The 15,024-nt window shown below is 62.8% G+C and carries 15 protein-coding genes; 7 read left to right on the plus strand and 8 right to left on the minus strand.

Going from position 1 to position 15,024, the window contains the following annotated elements; genetic code table 11:
• Positions 1 to 71: 71 nt before the first annotated feature.
• Both IC757_RS00760 and IC757_RS00765 read right to left on the minus strand, forming a co-directional pair.
• Complete coding sequence (locus tag IC757_RS00760) at positions 72 to 1,379, minus strand: hypothetical protein (protein WP_190975513.1); 1,308 nt, start codon at positions 1,377 to 1,379, stop codon at positions 72 to 74.
• Positions 1,380 to 1,474: 95 nt separating this feature from the next.
• Positions 1,475 to 2,620 carry a serine hydrolase domain-containing protein gene (locus IC757_RS00765; RefSeq protein ID WP_190975514.1) on the minus strand — a complete coding sequence of 382 codons (1,146 nt, stop codon included), beginning with the start codon at positions 2,618 to 2,620 and terminating at the stop codon, positions 1,475 to 1,477.
• 220 nt (positions 2,621 to 2,840) lie between these two features.
• On the opposite strand from IC757_RS00765, the gene IC757_RS00770 reads away from it, so the two are divergent.
• Positions 2,841 to 4,454 (plus strand): M20/M25/M40 family metallo-hydrolase, encoded by a 1,614-nt coding sequence (locus tag IC757_RS00770; protein ID WP_223846192.1) that lies wholly within the window; start codon positions 2,841 to 2,843, stop codon positions 4,452 to 4,454.
• A 146-nt stretch (positions 4,455 to 4,600) separates the two neighbouring features.
• Positions 4,601 to 6,265 (plus strand): hypothetical protein, encoded by a 1,665-nt coding sequence (locus IC757_RS00775; RefSeq protein WP_190975515.1) that lies wholly within the window; start codon positions 4,601 to 4,603, stop codon positions 6,263 to 6,265.
• 15 nt (positions 6,266 to 6,280) lie between these two features.
• On the opposite strand, the gene IC757_RS00780 is transcribed toward IC757_RS00775, so the two are convergent.
• The 3 genes from IC757_RS00780 to IC757_RS00790 are packed head-to-tail and all read right to left on the minus strand — an operon-like array spanning position 6,281 to position 7,887.
• Entirely contained in the window at positions 6,281 to 7,234 is a 954-nt protein-coding gene (locus tag IC757_RS00780; protein ID WP_190975516.1) for an MBL fold metallo-hydrolase, read from the minus strand.
• A gap of 60 nt (positions 7,235 to 7,294) precedes the next feature.
• Positions 7,295 to 7,597 carry a HigA family addiction module antitoxin gene (locus IC757_RS00785; RefSeq protein ID WP_190975517.1) on the minus strand — a complete coding sequence of 101 codons (303 nt, stop codon included), beginning with the start codon at positions 7,595 to 7,597 and terminating at the stop codon, positions 7,295 to 7,297.
• The gene (locus tag IC757_RS00790) at positions 7,597 to 7,887 is read right to left on the minus strand and encodes a type II toxin-antitoxin system RelE/ParE family toxin (RefSeq protein ID WP_190975518.1); all 291 of its coding nucleotides are present in this window, start codon (positions 7,885 to 7,887) and stop codon (positions 7,597 to 7,599) included. Before IC757_RS00790 ends, IC757_RS00785 begins: the two co-directional genes overlap by 1 nt.
• A 177-nt stretch (positions 7,888 to 8,064) precedes the next feature.
• Between IC757_RS00790 and IC757_RS00795 the strand changes: the two genes are divergently transcribed.
• Positions 8,065 to 8,556, plus strand: a complete 492-nt coding sequence (locus IC757_RS00795; protein WP_223846322.1) for a hotdog fold domain-containing protein — start codon at positions 8,065 to 8,067, stop codon at positions 8,554 to 8,556.
• On the opposite strand, the gene IC757_RS00800 is transcribed toward IC757_RS00795, so the two are convergent.
• Complete coding sequence (locus tag IC757_RS00800) at positions 8,519 to 9,766, minus strand: esterase/lipase family protein (RefSeq protein ID WP_190975519.1); 1,248 nt, start codon at positions 9,764 to 9,766, stop codon at positions 8,519 to 8,521. The two genes, IC757_RS00795 and IC757_RS00800, sit on opposite strands and share 38 nt — an antisense overlap.
• A 142-nt stretch (positions 9,767 to 9,908) precedes the next feature.
• Here IC757_RS00800 and IC757_RS00805 point away from each other — a divergent pair, with 142 nt between their 5' ends.
• Positions 9,909 to 10,898, plus strand: coding sequence for a zinc-dependent alcohol dehydrogenase family protein (locus IC757_RS00805; RefSeq protein ID WP_190975520.1), 990 nt, complete (start codon positions 9,909 to 9,911; stop codon positions 10,896 to 10,898).
• A 274-nt stretch (positions 10,899 to 11,172) separates the two neighbouring features.
• Positions 11,173 to 12,186, plus strand: a complete 1,014-nt coding sequence (locus IC757_RS00810; RefSeq protein ID WP_190975521.1) for an NAD(P)-dependent alcohol dehydrogenase — start codon at positions 11,173 to 11,175, stop codon at positions 12,184 to 12,186.
• A 32-nt stretch (positions 12,187 to 12,218) separates the two neighbouring features.
• On the opposite strand, the gene IC757_RS00815 is transcribed toward IC757_RS00810, so the two are convergent.
• Both IC757_RS00815 and IC757_RS00820 read right to left on the minus strand, forming a co-directional pair.
• Entirely contained in the window at positions 12,219 to 12,473 is a 255-nt protein-coding gene (locus tag IC757_RS00815; protein ID WP_190975522.1) for a Txe/YoeB family addiction module toxin, read from the minus strand.
• Positions 12,470 to 12,721 carry a type II toxin-antitoxin system Phd/YefM family antitoxin gene (locus tag IC757_RS00820; protein WP_190975523.1) on the minus strand — a complete coding sequence of 84 codons (252 nt, stop codon included), beginning with the start codon at positions 12,719 to 12,721 and terminating at the stop codon, positions 12,470 to 12,472. The genes IC757_RS00815 and IC757_RS00820 overlap by 4 nt, the downstream gene beginning before the upstream one ends.
• A gap of 210 nt (positions 12,722 to 12,931) precedes the next feature.
• Here IC757_RS00820 and IC757_RS00825 point away from each other — a divergent pair, with 210 nt between their 5' ends.
• The gene (locus IC757_RS00825) at positions 12,932 to 13,399 is read left to right on the plus strand and encodes a UPF0158 family protein (RefSeq protein WP_190975524.1); all 468 of its coding nucleotides are present in this window, start codon (positions 12,932 to 12,934) and stop codon (positions 13,397 to 13,399) included.
• Positions 13,396 to 15,018: an SWIM zinc finger domain-containing protein gene (locus IC757_RS00830; RefSeq protein WP_190975525.1), complete on the plus strand. Its 1,623-nt coding sequence runs from the start codon at positions 13,396 to 13,398 to the stop codon at positions 15,016 to 15,018. The genes IC757_RS00825 and IC757_RS00830 overlap by 4 nt, the downstream gene beginning before the upstream one ends.
• Positions 15,019 to 15,024 lie beyond the last annotated feature (6 nt).

Below are 15,024 nucleotides of genomic sequence, written 5' to 3' on the forward strand. Positions count from 1 at the left end.
TTTCGTGCTCGTGCCATTTATTGACCCGGCTGAATGCGATCTACATACCTGCCGGGTTACTAATGCAGGTGTTAGTAGCTACCCGTTCTGACCAGGTTCCTCCTGAAGGCCTCGAAAACCGCGACACCAACAAAGCCCGATGCCGCGCCGGTGAGGAAGGCGCCGGCTTCAGTGGCGGCGATGGCCGGAGGCAAAACGTTGAAGTAACCGGCTCCCAGTACGCTGGCGACATACACCACGATGGCCGCGATCAGCCCTTCGACTATTCTCGTGCCCGTTGTTATGGGCGGAGCTTTTTTCATGAAACGCCTTGCAAAACCGCCTATCGCACCACCGAACAGTGCGGCCAGAACCGGGCCGATTGGGAAACGCTGCTCGATGGTTCGGCTTGCGGTGTGCTGTCCGTCCGAAACCCTGATGGTGGCATCACTCAGCCCGCTCGAGCGCAGTGCAAAACTTGTCCCGACCGTCCCTTCTTCGATGTTGAGCTCACTGGAATCGGGGGTGGCCGCACCGCTCACGGTCACCGCGGCAAGGAGATCGTCGGACGCAGGCGCAAAGTCGCCGTGCGGTTTCAGGCGCCGGACGTTGATCTGGATTTCCTCCAGGCCCAGCCCGGTCATGCTGTCGCTTTCGGGGAGAATCGCGATGCGCGGCATGGCCTCGATCTCGAAGTCGACATCAACGATGGACGAGCGCATTTTCAGAGTCGGCTGGTCGGTCGTTGGAACAAACTGGAAATCAAGGTGCCTCTCGTGCTCGATACCCGGCCGGCGCAGGGTGATCTGCTCGATGGGCTCGGCTGTCAGGCCGCTGAAGCCCAGTTGTACCGTCACCGGCTGTTCCAGTTCGATGCCGGGCGGCACGTTCTCGCCGCGCAGGCCGATCGACAGCCGGGTCGTGTACTGGTGCAGGTCATCGTCCCATATCGCAGGAATCGGACTGGAGAACAGGCTGGGGTGAAACCAACCATCTCCGGTTTCCGGGTCGCGCCCCGAATCCTCGATCTGTGCCACGCCTCCCGGCAGGTCGCTGCGCTCGGTAGGCAGTCGCATGGAAATGGTCTCGGCCGGGCGCACAACCACCTGACGTTCGCCAAGCCGCGGCGGCACATCGCCTGGTACGCGTGGGCCCAGGAGTTCCGGCGTGCGGTCCTGGCCTTCGAAGTCGGTCACCCTGACCTGCTCTTCGCTCAGGCCGCGATCCTCAAGAATTGCACGAAGTTGGTTGGCACGGGCGATCTCCTCGCTGTCTCGCAGCTCGAAGTCTTCCAGGAGCTGGACCTGCGGTTGCGCGCAAACCGGGGCGGACATCAAAAGCATGGCAGCGGCGACCAGCGCCACCGGCCAGGTGCGGGCGTTGTCGAATAGTGCGGACATGGTGGCCTCCTCCCCTCTCGGAGATTCACTCCCTGCCACCTGCCGGACAGTATACACCCGCCCCCGTGACCCCTTTCAAGTCAGGCTGTCCAGGCTCAGCCTTCGGGTTGGTTGATCGCGTCGAGTACCCGCGCGACGGTTTCTTCGAGTTCGGGTATCCAGCGCAGCACGATGACCAGGTCGTTTTCTTCGTCCACGTAGATAAAGTTTCCGCCGAATCCGGCCGCCCAGTAGGCACTTTCGGGTGCCTGCGGGATGCGCTCGCGGTCGGTGTTGAGCCACCACAGGTAACCGTAGTCGGGCCGATCGGCCACCGGCTGGGCCAGGGTGTCGATCCAGTCGGCGGAGAATACACGCTGGTCGTCCCAGCCACCCCGGCGCTTGAACAGCAGACCAAACCGGGCCATGTCCTCGGTGCTGATGAACATTCCACCACCGAAGTGCCCGCCACCGGACACCGACTGCATGTGCTGACCGTCGAGCTCGACCCAGGAGTTGTGATAGCCGTGCCAGCGCCAGCTCGGCGAGGCTCCGATGGGGTCCATGATGCGCTCGCGCAGTACCACGGGAAGCGGCTCGCGCATGACCTGCAGCAGGGAATAGGCCAGCAGGTTGACGCGCACATCGTTGTACTTGTAGCGGCTGCCGGGAGCCTGCAGTTCACGATTGGGCCAGTCGGCCGGGTCATCGCCCTCGGGGCGATCGGCCCAGTCGGGGACATCCCATAACGTGCCCTCCCACTCTGAAGTCTGTTGCAGCAGGTGGTGCCAGGTGATCGCGCTGTTGTGCGGCCCGGCGAAATGATCTTCCTGCACGGTACGCCCCACCGGCTCGTCCAGGTCGATAATGGCGCCGTCGTCCAGCGCCAGTGCGGCCACGGTGCTCAGGAAACTCTTGGCCACGCTGAAGACCATGTCGGCACGGTCCAGATCGCCCCAGCTCGCGGCGATGTAGCCGTTGCGGATGATCATGCCGCTGTCACCCGCGCGCGGTCGGGTCGGGCCCAGAATGCGGAAATCCGGTTCCCGCGGGGCAAAATGGTTGTAGATCATCTTGTAGAGATCCGACGGATCGGTGTCGGCCTGCGACCGTGCCCAGGCAACCGCCTCGTCAAGCCCGTCCGGGTCGAACCCCAGTTCCGAGGCCGGGCGCTGCTCCCAGTAGTCACGTTCGGGGAAGTAGTCATCGGACTGAACGGCGCTGGTGGCAAGCAGCAGGGCAAGGGGTAACCATCGCGGCATGTCGGGTCTCCTGCATTGTCGGAATCGGCAATGATTGTATCGGGTCGAGCGCGACCGTGCCGGGAGCCACCGGGCGGGTTCGGTTGACCTGCCCTTCCCGATGGCATACATTCTGGCCCGGTCTGTCCTCTTGCTTGCCGCTCCCAAAGCAGAGCCTGCGCGCCTGCCTGGCTTGCCGGGACTCCCTCACCATCTATCCACCCATCCAAAAGAAGCCTGAATGATGTCGCGTGTTTTCAATGTTGTGTTCCTGGCCGGTCTGCTGGTGTCGGCATTCCACGTCGCTCCGGTGGCCGTGACCGAGGCAAGCGCCGAGCCGGTCGATCTGGACAAGGTTTCCCGGATTCGCCAGGAGGGCCTGCACCGCTCCCGGGTCATGGAGACCCTCACCCACCTGACCGATCACATTGGCCCACGACTGACTGGCTCGCCGGCCATGTCCGAGGCCAACCAGTGGACGCTTGACCGCCTGGAAGAGTGGGGCCTGGAAAATGCCCGCCTGGAAGGCTTTGAATTCGGCCATGGCTGGTCATTCGATTACGTGTCCGTACACATGACCGCACCGCGCCAGCAGCCGCTGATTGCCTACCCCCGGGCCTGGACGCCGGGCACCGAACAGCCGGTGACCGGGCCGGTGGTCCGCGTGTCGCTGACCGACGAAGACGAGCTCGAGGAGGCGCGCGGCACGCTGGAAGGAAAGATCGTGCTGATGGACGATCCGCGCGACCCGGCGGATCGCATGGATCCGAGCGTTCACCGTCACGACGACGACACGCTGTCAGACATCGTCGATTTCCCGATTCCCCAGGAGGGTCCCGGTTGGGACCGTTCGGAGTGGGCCCGCCGGGCGGCGTTTCGCGAAGAGCTACACGAGTTCCTGGTCGAGGAAGGCGTGGCCGCGACCATCCATGTCAGCTCCTGGGATCACGGTATCGTGCGGGTGACGGGCGGTGCCGGCCATGGCGTGGATGCCAACCCCGGTGTGCCGTCGTTGCAGATGGCCGCCGAGCACTTCAACCTGCTCTCGCGCCTGGTCGCCGACGAGCAGGAGGTGGAAGTCCGTGTCCATGTGCGTGCGCAGTTCCACGAGGAAGACACCCAGGCCTACAACACCATTGCCGAGATTCCGGGCCGGGGCCGCGCCGGGCGCGAGATCGTCATGGCCGGCGCCCATCTGGACTCCTGGCATGCCGGGCAGGGTGCGACCGACAACGCCAGCGGCGTGGCCGTGGTCATGGAGGCCGCCCGCATCCTCCAGGCGCTTGAAGTCCAGCCGCGCCGCACCATCCGCTTTGCCCTCTGGAGTGGTGAAGAGCAGGGCCTGCTGGGCAGTCGTGACTATGTCGAGCGCCACATTGCCACGCGGCCCGAACATACCGACGAAGAGCAACTCGCCCTGCCGGAGCGTTTCCGCGAACCGACCTGGCCGATCGAGCCGCTACGGGGCCATGGACAGCATGTGGCCTACTTCAACTTCGATAACGGCAGCGGGCGCATCCGGGGCATCCACGCCGAGGAAAACGTCGCAGCCGCCGAGGTGTTCCGGGCCTGGCTGGAACCGCTGCACGATCTGGATGCCGACACGGTCACCCTGCGTCGCACCGGCAGCACCGACCACGTGCCCTTCGACCGGGTGGGCGTACCCGGCTTTCAGTTCATCCAGGATCGGCTCGACTACTTCGGGCGCACCCACCACACGCACCTGGACACCCGCGAGTACGTCCGCCGCGAAGACCTGATGCAATCCGCCGTGGTCCTCGCCAGCTTCCTCTACCACGCCGCCATGCGCGACGAGCCACTGCCACGCATGCCCATCCCGCAAGAACCGGAGTAGCGTGAATCCCATTCACTGATGTGGGTCGCATTCAGCGGTTGAATGCGACCCACCGATCCGCCGTTTCAAACGTGGTAGCTTGTGTCGTTGGGACGGCGCTTTTTGCCTTGTTGAATTGATACTTTGAGCGGTTGGGGACATCAGGGATGGATGGAAGTGTGCGAGTGGGTGGCCAGCGCACCAGGATTGTGGCCTGGTCGCTGGTGCTGGTAGTGGCGGTTTTGGTTCTGCTGGTCAGAATGTTTCCGCCGATTCCCGGTACGCTGGCGGTGGCCGAGCCGGTCGACGGTGACGGAAATACCGGTTACGTGTACCTGGCGGGGCAGTGGTATGACCTGGACGGCCATCCGTTGCCGACAACCCGGGATCAGGAGCTCAGTCCGCGCATGCTGGCACCACTGCGGGGTGGTGACCTGCTGGTGTCGCATTCGAACCGGTCGCTGTGGCGGTGCCGGGCAGGCCTGATCGATTGTCGACCCTGGGCTAAGGATCTGGACCTCGGACATCGTTTCCAGGCGGTCGAAATGGATGACGGACATGTTGTCCTGCTCTCTCTCGGCCCGGACAGGCTGTATCTGCTCGACGCCGCTGGAGAAAAGCTCGATAGCCGCTCGTTGCAGAGTTCGCGAACCAGTCTGACGCGGCGGGGCCAGGATGTCTTTCTGTCAGTTGGCAGCCCAAGGCAGGTCCGCTCCATGACAGTCTCAAACGGCCGTTTTGGCGAGCCCGAAACCATGCTCGATCTGTCCGAGCGCTCACCCGTCAGCGGCTACGACCTTCCGCATCGGCTAAGGCGCGTGGGTGAGCATTGGTGGCTCGGTTTGCTCAATCGGGCCGATCGCATTCGGTTTGCGGTGCTGGATGATGACTGGGAACTGATCGACACCCATGCGGTGCGAGTCGATGGAAGAATCACCGACTGGTCTGTCGATGATCAGGGCCAGCTGCTGTTAGCCAGCAATCGGCACAAGCTCTTTCGCCACGATCTTTCCAGCAGGCAGAGCACATTGCTGTTTCAGGGAGACGCGAGCCTGGTGATCAGGCTCCACGACAACTTCGTCGTGATCATGGTCGCGCTCTTGCTGCTCCTGTCGATCGGGATGTTTGCCCTGGTGATACGGGCAAAGTTGCACATGGAACCCATGACCACGAAAGTCCGGGAGTCTCTCCGCGAAAGCCTGAAGACGCTTGATGCCGAAGGCATCGCCTCGATGCAGCACGATGGGCCCGTCTGGTTAAGTGCGGGCAAAAAGGTCAGCCGCAGGCGGCGCTGGACGAAATGGCAGTGGAAGCTGGCGCCCGTCTGGGTGGGGGCGACCCTGGTCTTCGCTGTCCTCATTGTTTCGAGGGTGTACGAACAATCCGAGTCTGTGCTCGGCGCCGGAATCCTGGTCATCTCGATGATTTTCCTGACCATTCAGGGGCTGGTGGAGAGCAAGAGGGATTACGACAACAGTCAATACGAACCAGGCGTACAGGGCCAGGCTCTGCTGTTGCAGGATCCGGCCGGCAGAGTGCGTCGATACGCCGGCAGTGATCTACTGTTCGATGGCGACACGGTGCTGGCCGGGCAAACGGTGATCAGGCTTTTCGAACAACATGTGAAGATGAGTTCGTCGACCTTGCACGATAGACGTTTTCTGTATGAACCGGCCAAGTCTCAGATCAGTCTGCAGCCAGTGCTCGAGGCGGCGACCGTGGTTACCTCTTGGGCACTGCACAGGGAAGCGTCGCGACGCAGGGGCAACCGCTGGCTGACCTGGGTCGTGATTGCATCGATGTTTGCCGTGCCGTTTACGAGTTTCCTTTAGCCGGTCTGTGCCCGGTCATGACCTCGCCCTCGCCTTGCGCCGGCGCTTGCTGGCGGCGAAGGCAATGCCCTGGGCGTTGAGGTCGATGTCGAGTTTCAGGTGCGACCAGATGTTCGGGTCGCGCCCGAGGCTGCCCATGCCATCGAGCAGGCCGGCAAAATAGTCGGCCAGTCGTGCCCGGCAGTAAGCCTCCAGCGCCTCGTCGGGCTGGTCGCTGTTTTCGGCGTCGTCACGCAATCGCTCGGCAAACTCCAGGTGCCGTAGCAACTGGCCGGCGGCCACTTCGATATCGGTGACCGCGCCAAAGTGGGTGGGAAAGATGCAGCTCGGCTGTTCGGCCACCAGCCTGCGGATGGACTCGCGCGCCAGCTCCGGCTCGAAGTCCGTCGGGCTGGTCGAGGGAAAGGCGAAGGTGCCCTCGCCCTGGAGTGCCGGATAAACCAGTCCGAACGCGTCGCCGGAAAAGATCGCGCCCGAGGCGCTGTCGACTATGCAGAAATGATGGTTGGCATGCCCGCGCGTGTGCAGAAAGCGCAATTCGCGACTGCCCAGTTGCAGCGTCTCCTCGTCTTCCATGACCTGTACCCGGTCCGCGGCCACCGGCTCGATCTGGCCGTAGAGGCGCTCGAACTCGGCCTGCCCGTAGACCGCCGAAGCACTGGCAACCAGCTTCGACGGGTCGATCACGTGCGGCGCGGCGCGCGGATGAGCCACCACCGTGGCATTCGGGCAGGCCCGGGCCAGGGCCGAGGTGCCGCCGGCGTGGTCAAGATGCACATGCGTGATGATCAGGTACTCCACCTGCTCGGGCGCAAGCCCCTGGTCGGCCAGCGCCGCCAGGAGCAGGGGCACGGCCTCGTTGGTGTTGTTGTCGACAAAAGCCGCCCGATCGCCGTCAATGATCAGGTAAGCGGCGGCCACCTCGGGTAGCCCGAGGTAGTGGGTATCGATGGTGTGAATGCCGTTCATCTTGTCTCCCAGGCAATGGCTCAATCAGCAGCCCATGCTGACCGCAGGAAGCAACCTGCTTCAGTTGGCACGCTGCTCTTTCCACGGACGAATGCGGGCAAGTGTCGATTCAAGCTCTTCCCGCGCCTTTTCAGTATCACAAGCTACCTGGGCGCGCAGCCAGTAGCCGTCGGAAAGCCCGAAAAAACGGCAAAGGCGCAAATCCGTGTCCGCGGTGATGGTACGGCGACCCTTGACGATTTCGCCGATGCGTTGGGCGGGCACACCAATTTCCTTGGCCAATCGGTACTGACTAATGCCCATGGGCTTGAGAAAGTCCTCCAGCAATAGTTCGCCGGGGGTTACTGGATCCAATCGTTTCATCAGGCACCTGACTGGTGATAGTCGACGATTTCCACTTCCTCTGCCCCTGAGCGTGTCCAGCGAAAGCAGAGTCGGTACTGGTCATTGATTCGTATGCTGTACTGTCCGGCACGATCGCCCTTAAGGGATTCATGACGATTGCCCGGCGGAACCCGGAAATCATCCAGCCGGGCGGACACTTCCAGTTGCCGCAGCTTTCGCAAGGCAACGCGCTCAAACTGGATGAACCGTCGAACTCGATGACCGGATGCCAATCGCTCCGTGTCGCGGCACTGGAAAGAACGAATCATGCAACCCGACCATAACGCCAGGCGTTAATAACGTCAAGCGTTACTATACGAGCGCCGCGCGGCCCAACAAGCCGGCGCGCAGACGGCCCCGGCGGATGTTTGAGGCGTCATCCGGATCAGCGTGCTTGTACGTCCTGTCTCCATACGATACCGTATGGAAAGAGAGTCTTGCGCCTGATGCGCCATGAGGAAGCCATGCCGGAATCCAATTACCTGATTGATCTTTACAGGCGCTGCACACGCTGGCCTTTCGGCCAGGGGCTGTTTTCGAGGTTGTTTGCCCGCAAGGCGCCGTACTTTGCCACCATCCGGCCGCGCGTGACCGAGCTGCGGCCCAACTTCTGCGAAGTGCATTTTGCCAAGCGCCGCCGGGTGGAAAACCATATCGGCACGGTCCACGTCATTGCCATCTGCAATGCCCTGGAAATGGCCATGGGCGGGCTGGCCGAAGCCACCATCCCGAAACATCTGCGCTGGATTCCGCGCGGCATGCAAGTTGACTACACGGCCAAGGCCGATTCCGACATCCGCGTGACCGCCGAGACCCGTCCGGAAGATTGGCAGCCCGGCGATCTCCCGGTCCGGGTCACCGCTTACCGCGCCGATGGCACCGTGGTGGTGCAGGGCACCATCATGCTTTACGTATCGGAGAAGCCGCCGAAGTCCTGAGCCAGTGCTGAAGTTGCCGCAGCACGCGCCGGCGACTCATCAGGTCTACGTGGCCGCTGCGGCGTACCACCAACTGATGTTCGGGCAAAGCCGGTACCTGTCTTTCCGGCCTGTCGTGCTGCCCCAGGGCGCTGGGCACCGGCACCAGGCCATCGCCGATGGTCAGCGATCGCAGGGAATCGGCACGCCGGTCCAGGGTGGCCGCGACCATATAGTGACGAACATGGTCGGCGTGGACGACCGGCTGGCGATTATCATCTCCCGGTTCGAAACGGTCGCGGTCCTGCCAGTCTTCCCGGCACAGGTTGCCGAAGCGCAGGTCGGTGATGCCGGCCGAGCGCAATCGACCCAGGCGTGCAAATGGTGCGCTGTAGGGGCTGACGCCCAGCAGGCGGTCGAGCCGGTGTCCGATGCGTTCCAGCGGCGCGCCATGATGCGGGCTGCCCAGGCAGATGATGCTCGAGAGCGGATTGACCCAGTCGCGGCCCTCCAGGGTGGCATGATGACTGGCGCTGCGCGCGATCAGTCCGCCCATGCTGTGCCCCAGCAGAACGATCTCCTCGACCGGCTCCGGCCAGATCTCGATCAGACGCTGCAGCTTTTCGGCCAGTTCGGCACCATTGGCCGAGATATGCCGGCCGCTGTTGTAGCGCAGGTACACCGGTGTGTAGCCATGGCTTTCGGCCAGTGTCCGCGGCAGACTGACATCGCCGTCAGGCTTCACCCAGCAGGCCTCGTTCAGGCACAGCCCGTGCAGGCTGACCAGCAGCTTTCGACCGGCCTGTCGCGCCAGTTCATCGGGCAGGCCCGAGTCCAGGTCCACTGCCATGCCGTCGACAAGAAAACCCATGTCGATGGCCAGCGGGTTAGCGCCGGCTTCCAGGTGGTCACCCAGTATGCCGTTGAGCACGCTCAGCAGATGTTCGCGGCCAATGCGCGTCTGGCCCAGCGGCACGGCCGGGGCAAAGCGGCCCAGCACCAGCCCGGCACCGCTGCCGGCCACGCCCGCAATGGTACGGACGGATCGATAGACCAGCCCGGTGATTCCGCGCGTGGTCCCGGCCACCGGCGACCCCACTGGAAGCGATACACGGGCAATCGTGTGGTGAAGCTGCTCGACCACCCGGCTGACCTCCACCACGCCATCGGCGGCCAGCAGGCACAGGCCGCGCAGGTCGGAAGGAGCCAGGTCAGCGCCGGGAGAACTCATCGGTAGCGCTCTTGATGCAGGAGATTCATCATACATCGTTCCGGGTGGGGTCGAACGTGTTGTTGCACGGCACAGTGCCTTGCACATCGACTGTTACAGTACCGGTTTTACTCATCACGAATGTTGCAAGGAGCGGCACATCATGAACCCGATCAAGGCGCAGTACGACGAACGCGGCAGCAAGCCGCACAAGCTCATCAAGGCCTTGCCGTACGACAGGCCCCAGCCCGGTACCGGCGAAGCGCTGGTCGAGTTGCTGGCCGCACCCATCAACCCCTCCGACCTGCTCACCATCACAGGCGACTACGGCGTTCTGCCGGATCTTCCGGCCATTGGAGGCAATGAGGGGATTGGAAAAATCACCGAGCTGGGCCCGAAAGTCAGCGGTCTGGAAGTCGGCCAGACCGTGTTGCTGCCGGTCGGCTGCGGCACCTGGCGCTCGCACCTGGCCCTGCCGGCAAAAGATCTCATTCCCCTGCCGGGCGAGGCCGACCCGCTGCAGCTGGCCATGCTGACCATCAACCCGCCGACTGCTGCGTTGCTGCTCAGCGAAGTGGTGGACCTGGAACCAGGCGACTGGGTCATCCAGAATGCCGCCAACTCCGCCGTGGGCGGCTACCTGGTTCAGCTGGCCGCCGAGCGTGGCTTGCAAACCGTCAATGTCGTTCGTCGCGAGGGGGCTGTCGAGTCCGTCAGGAAACAAGGCGGCGAAGTGGTGCTGGTCGACGGCCCGGATCTGGCCAGGCGGGTGGCCGAAGCCACCGGCAAGGCCAAGATCCGCCTGGCCATCGATGCGGTCGGCGGCGAAGCGACCGAGCGCCTGGCCGCCTGCCTGACCGACGACGGCACCGTGGCCAACTACGGCATGATGAGCGGCGAGCCCTGCCAGATCTCTGCCGGACAACTCATCTTTCGCCACATCACGCTGACCGGCTTCTGGCTGGCCAGCTGGTTTGAGCAGTCCTCACCAGCCGACCGGCAACAACTGTTCGGCGACCTGATCGGCAAGATCGCCGCCGGCAAACTCAGCGCACCGGTCGCGGCCACCTATCCGCTATCGCGAGTCAGTGATGCCCTTCGCGCCGCCAGCCGGGGCGAGCGCGACGGCAAGATCCTGCTGACGCCCGAATAGCCCGTGACTCGGCACGCAATGCTGGAGCAGCATTCCCGGTCCGAATGAAACGTTGAACTGACGCTGGCGTCTTGCTGTCCCGGCCCCGGGAAACGGCGGCATACGCGCTGTGCGGAGCCGGCTGTTCGATGACTCCTGGCAGGGGCGACTCCAACCTCAATCGCGTATGCTGTCGAAACTTCATCGGGGCCGAGCCCATGACAGATCATCGACTTGAACGGTTGAGCACCAGCTTGCTGATCAGCACGGGCTTGCGGGGTGCCGGATGACCAGTATGCGGGCCATCGTCCAGGATCGGTACGGCGATCCCGACGAGGTGCTGCAGATACGTGAAGTCGACATCCCGTCACCCGCGCCGGGCGAAGTGCTTGTGCGGGTGCGGGCCGCCTCGGTCAATCCCGACGTCTGGCATGCGATCAGCGGCTATCCCCGCGTCATGCGACTGATGGGCGCGGGCCTCAAACGACAAAAGCAACCGATCCCCGGCCTGGACATGGCCGGCGTGGTGACCGCCGTCGGCCACGACGTGACCGACTTCCGCCCCGGCGATGCGGTATTCGGTGAAACCCATGACCAGATTCAGTGGATCAACGGCGGCGCTTACGCCGAATACGTCTGCGTGCCCCAACACGTCCTGGCGCTCAAGCCCGGGAACATCAGCTTCGAGCAGGCCGCAACCGTCCCTACCGCCGGCATCATCGCGCTCGTCAACCTGCAAAAGCACATCTGGGAAAAGCCCGGGCAACGCATCGTCATCAACGGCGCGGCCGGTGGCGTAGGCAGCATCGCTATCCAACTGGCCAAGGCCAACGGTGCGTACGTCATCGGGGTAGACCACACCACCAAACTCGATTACATGCGATCTCTGGGTGCCGACAAGGCCATGGACTACACCCAAGAGGATGTCACCGAGCTCGAACAAGCCATCGACCTCCTCATCGACGTCGCCTCCACGCTTTCCCTCTCAAGCGCAAAACGCATGCTGAAACCCGATGGACTGATCGTCATCATCGGCCATGACCACTACGGCGCCAAAGGTCGCCGAACGCTGGGCGGAATCCCGTACTTTCTCGGCCTGATGCTTTGGGCAAGATTCGACCGACACCTGCCCTGGCCTTCGTTCGGCTCCATGGAAAAACGCGATGCCATGGAAGCCCTGCGCGGCATGATCGAGTCCGGGGCGCTGAACCCGGTCGTGGCCCGGACCTTTCCCCTGTCAGAGGTGCCCACAGCGATCAGGTACCTGCAAGAAGGGCAGGCATGCGGTCGTATCGTCATCGTGCCGTGAGATTGAGATGCAATGCTCGGAGTTGGCGGGCCTCAATAATGAAACCGGCACTGGGCAATCAGCAGCGTGTCGTTCTCGACGGCATAGACCAGCCGATGTTTCCGATCAATCCGGCGCGACCAGAAGCCCGACCAGTTTCCTCTCAGTGGCTCCGGCTTGCCAACACCCTTGAACGGGTCACGACCAATGGCACGGATCAGTTCGTTGATGCGCTTGAGTTTTTTCGGGTCGGCCTTCTGCCAATAGAGATAATCAGCCCAGGCGTGTGCATGAAAACAGATCTTCACTCGATCAGTTCGCGCGTTTCACCTTCGCCTTGCCGCAAACCCTCGATCGCTTCGGTCAACCGCGCGGCATTGCGCGGGCTGGACATCAGGTACAACGTCTCCTCGATCGAGGCGTAATCATCCGCCGAAAGCAACACCGCCCCCTTGCCCTTCTGGCGGGTGATGTAGAGCGGCGCATGGTCTTCGTTGACCTGGTCCATGGCGCTGGCCAGCCGGCGGCGCAGATCAGTGTAGCTAATCGTGGACATGCCCCTATCTTAATGTACAGAAACCTGTACGTCAAAGGGCTACCAAGGCTAAAACTCGGTACCGAAAATGACTTGCTCTGCGCATGAGCCGATATCAGACACGAAACCAATCGGCAAACCGCGCTATTGCTATCATCGTGCCTTCCGTCATCAGGCTTTCCCGTCGGAAGGCTCGGTCCGATTGTTTCATCGCGTGGAGTTGATCCCGAAATGAACATGCCCGTCCTGACCCTCGATCCCGAAGACATAAAGATGGCAATGAGCGATCAGAACACCGAATGGGTGCTTGATCCTGCAACGGGAAAGCTGTGCCTGGACCCGGAGGATGCCGCCTTTGCATTCGGCCACGACGATGCGGAACTCTGGACGCCAACAGACCCGGAGCAAGTGTTGCCGATCCCTCATTTCGCCAGCTCGGACGGCTATCAACTCATGCAGCAGTTCGCATTGGAGGAGGCCAGCAGTGCGGCATCGGAGCGACTGCAGGATGCTTTGAGAATGCGCAAGCCCTTTCGCCGCTTCAAGGACACACTGATTGATTTTCCCGATGACGAGCGCCGCTGGTTCGAGTTCGAGGCCAATGAAATGAAGCGCTTCGCCGAAGACTTCCATGAAGACGAGGGCTACGCCGTGCGCTGGACGAAGGCGCCCGGCGAACCGACCGGATTGTCCCGATGAATCACGAGCAGATTCGGGCGCTTGCCGGTGATGCCGCATTCGGCCGGGGCGAATCCTACTATGCGCAGGGGCGCGTGAGCATCTCGACGCAAGAGGCGACCGGTTTCGAGGCCACCGCCCAGGGCACCAGCCGCTACCGGCTATGGCTGCGACAGCAAGACGATGATCTTCAGTTCGCCTGCTCCTGCCCGGCCGCCGCCGACGGCAGCTTCTGCAAGCATCTGGTGGCCGCCGCCCTGACCTGGATCGAGGCTGAAAGCGACGATGACCCGGCGAAATCCGGGGACGATCTGCACGCCGCACTTCTGAAGCAGCCACGCGAACGCCTGGCCGAATGGCTGCATCAAGCCGCCCTGTACGATGCGGCGCTGGAAAAGCAGTTGCGGCTCAAGCTCTCCAGCGACCCGAAGGCATTGAAAAAATCGCTTTCGGCGCTGCTCAGAACGGGCGGATTCCTTGACTGGCGCCGCAGTCAGGACTATGCGCTGCAACTCCATGCGCCGCTGGACATTCTGGAGTCGCTGCTGGAAAGCGATCCACAAACATGCTTCGAGCTTGCTGAGTATGTCGTCAAGCGGCTGTTGCGCATCTATCCACGTGCCGACGACTCCGGCGGAATGATCGGCGAGCGCATGCACGATTTTGTCGAACTGCACGCCCGCGCCGCGGCAAAAGCCGGGGTATCGGGCGTGAAACTGGCCGGCAGCCTGCACAAGTTCAAGACAGAAGAAGACTGGAACCTGTTTCCGCTGGAGCGCTACTGGGACGCCCTGGGCAGCAAGGGGCAGGCAGCCTATATCCGGCGCGTGGACAAGGCCGTCGCGGCCCTGCCCGAAAGTGCCGAGAAAGAGGACTTTTCGCAACGATACGAGAACATCCGGGTCTTGGCCTGGCGTGTCGAAATCGCCCGCTGCCAAGGCGATTTCGACACCCTGATCGAACTGCTGTCGCGTGACCTGTCGTCTGGCTACGACTACGAGAAGATCGTCAAGGCCTGTCGCGAATTCGGCCACGACGCACTGGCCATGAGCTGGGCCGAGCGCGGCCTCAAGGACAAACCCCGCTGGCCGGGCATGCGCCACCTGGTGGCCGAGGAATACCAGCGCGCCGGCCTCGAAGCCGAGGCACGCGAAATGCTTTGGGAGGATTATCGTCATCGCCCCGGACCGGAAACCTGGCATCGACTCAAGGCCGCGAGCGAGGATCAATGGCCAAAGATTCGACAAGAAGCGCTGAGCGAGCTGGCCGAACGCGAACTTCGACTCGACGATGGCCGCCGAAACGTCAGCATGCGGGTGCAGCTCCTTTTGGAAGATGGCGCCCCCGAAGAAGCCATGGAACTGGTCGTCACACAGGCAGCCCACCCCGAACTGCTGATCAAGGTAGCCGAATCCGTCGCCGCCAAACACCCCAAAGCCGCCGCCGGCCTGTACCGACGCGCCGCCGACGCCGAGCTGCCACGTGCCGACGCCAAGACCTACAAGAACGTCGTCCCGCTGATCAGGAACGTGGCCCAACTCGACGACAGCCGCGAAACCCGCGACTGGATCGAACAGATCCGCACCCGCTACAAGGCTCGCCGCAAGCTCATGGGGATGATGGACAAGGCCGGGATTTGAGGGGGC

The organism is Wenzhouxiangella sp. AB-CW3, assembly GCF_014725735.1.
In the GTDB taxonomy this organism is placed as follows: domain Bacteria; phylum Pseudomonadota; class Gammaproteobacteria; order Xanthomonadales; family Wenzhouxiangellaceae; genus Wenzhouxiangella.

Coding starts and splice junctions, on each gene's coding strand:
- IC757_RS00760 (WP_190975513.1), bottom strand. CDS start 1,379: ATGTCCGCACTATTCGACAACGCCCGCACCTGGCCGGTGGCGCTGGTC.
- IC757_RS00765 (WP_190975514.1), bottom strand. CDS start 2,620: ATGCCGCGATGGTTACCCCTTGCCCTGCTGCTTGCCACCAGCGCCGTT.
- IC757_RS00770 (WP_223846192.1), top strand. CDS start 2,841: ATGATGTCGCGTGTTTTCAATGTTGTGTTCCTGGCCGGTCTGCTGGTG.
- IC757_RS00775 (WP_190975515.1), top strand. CDS start 4,601: ATGGATGGAAGTGTGCGAGTGGGTGGCCAGCGCACCAGGATTGTGGCC.
- IC757_RS00780 (WP_190975516.1), bottom strand. CDS start 7,234: ATGAACGGCATTCACACCATCGATACCCACTACCTCGGGCTACCCGAG.
- IC757_RS00785 (WP_190975517.1), bottom strand. CDS start 7,597: ATGAAACGATTGGATCCAGTAACCCCCGGCGAACTATTGCTGGAGGAC.
- IC757_RS00790 (WP_190975518.1), bottom strand. CDS start 7,887: ATGATTCGTTCTTTCCAGTGCCGCGACACGGAGCGATTGGCATCCGGT.
- IC757_RS00795 (WP_223846322.1), top strand. CDS start 8,065: ATGCGCCATGAGGAAGCCATGCCGGAATCCAATTACCTGATTGATCTT.
- IC757_RS00800 (WP_190975519.1), bottom strand. CDS start 9,766: ATGAGTTCTCCCGGCGCTGACCTGGCTCCTTCCGACCTGCGCGGCCTG.
- IC757_RS00805 (WP_190975520.1), top strand. CDS start 9,909: ATGAACCCGATCAAGGCGCAGTACGACGAACGCGGCAGCAAGCCGCAC.
- IC757_RS00810 (WP_190975521.1), top strand. CDS start 11,173: ATGCGGGCCATCGTCCAGGATCGGTACGGCGATCCCGACGAGGTGCTG.
- IC757_RS00820 (WP_190975523.1), bottom strand. CDS start 12,721: ATGTCCACGATTAGCTACACTGATCTGCGCCGCCGGCTGGCCAGCGCC.
- IC757_RS00825 (WP_190975524.1), top strand. CDS start 12,932: ATGAACATGCCCGTCCTGACCCTCGATCCCGAAGACATAAAGATGGCA.
- IC757_RS00830 (WP_190975525.1), top strand. CDS start 13,396: ATGAATCACGAGCAGATTCGGGCGCTTGCCGGTGATGCCGCATTCGGC.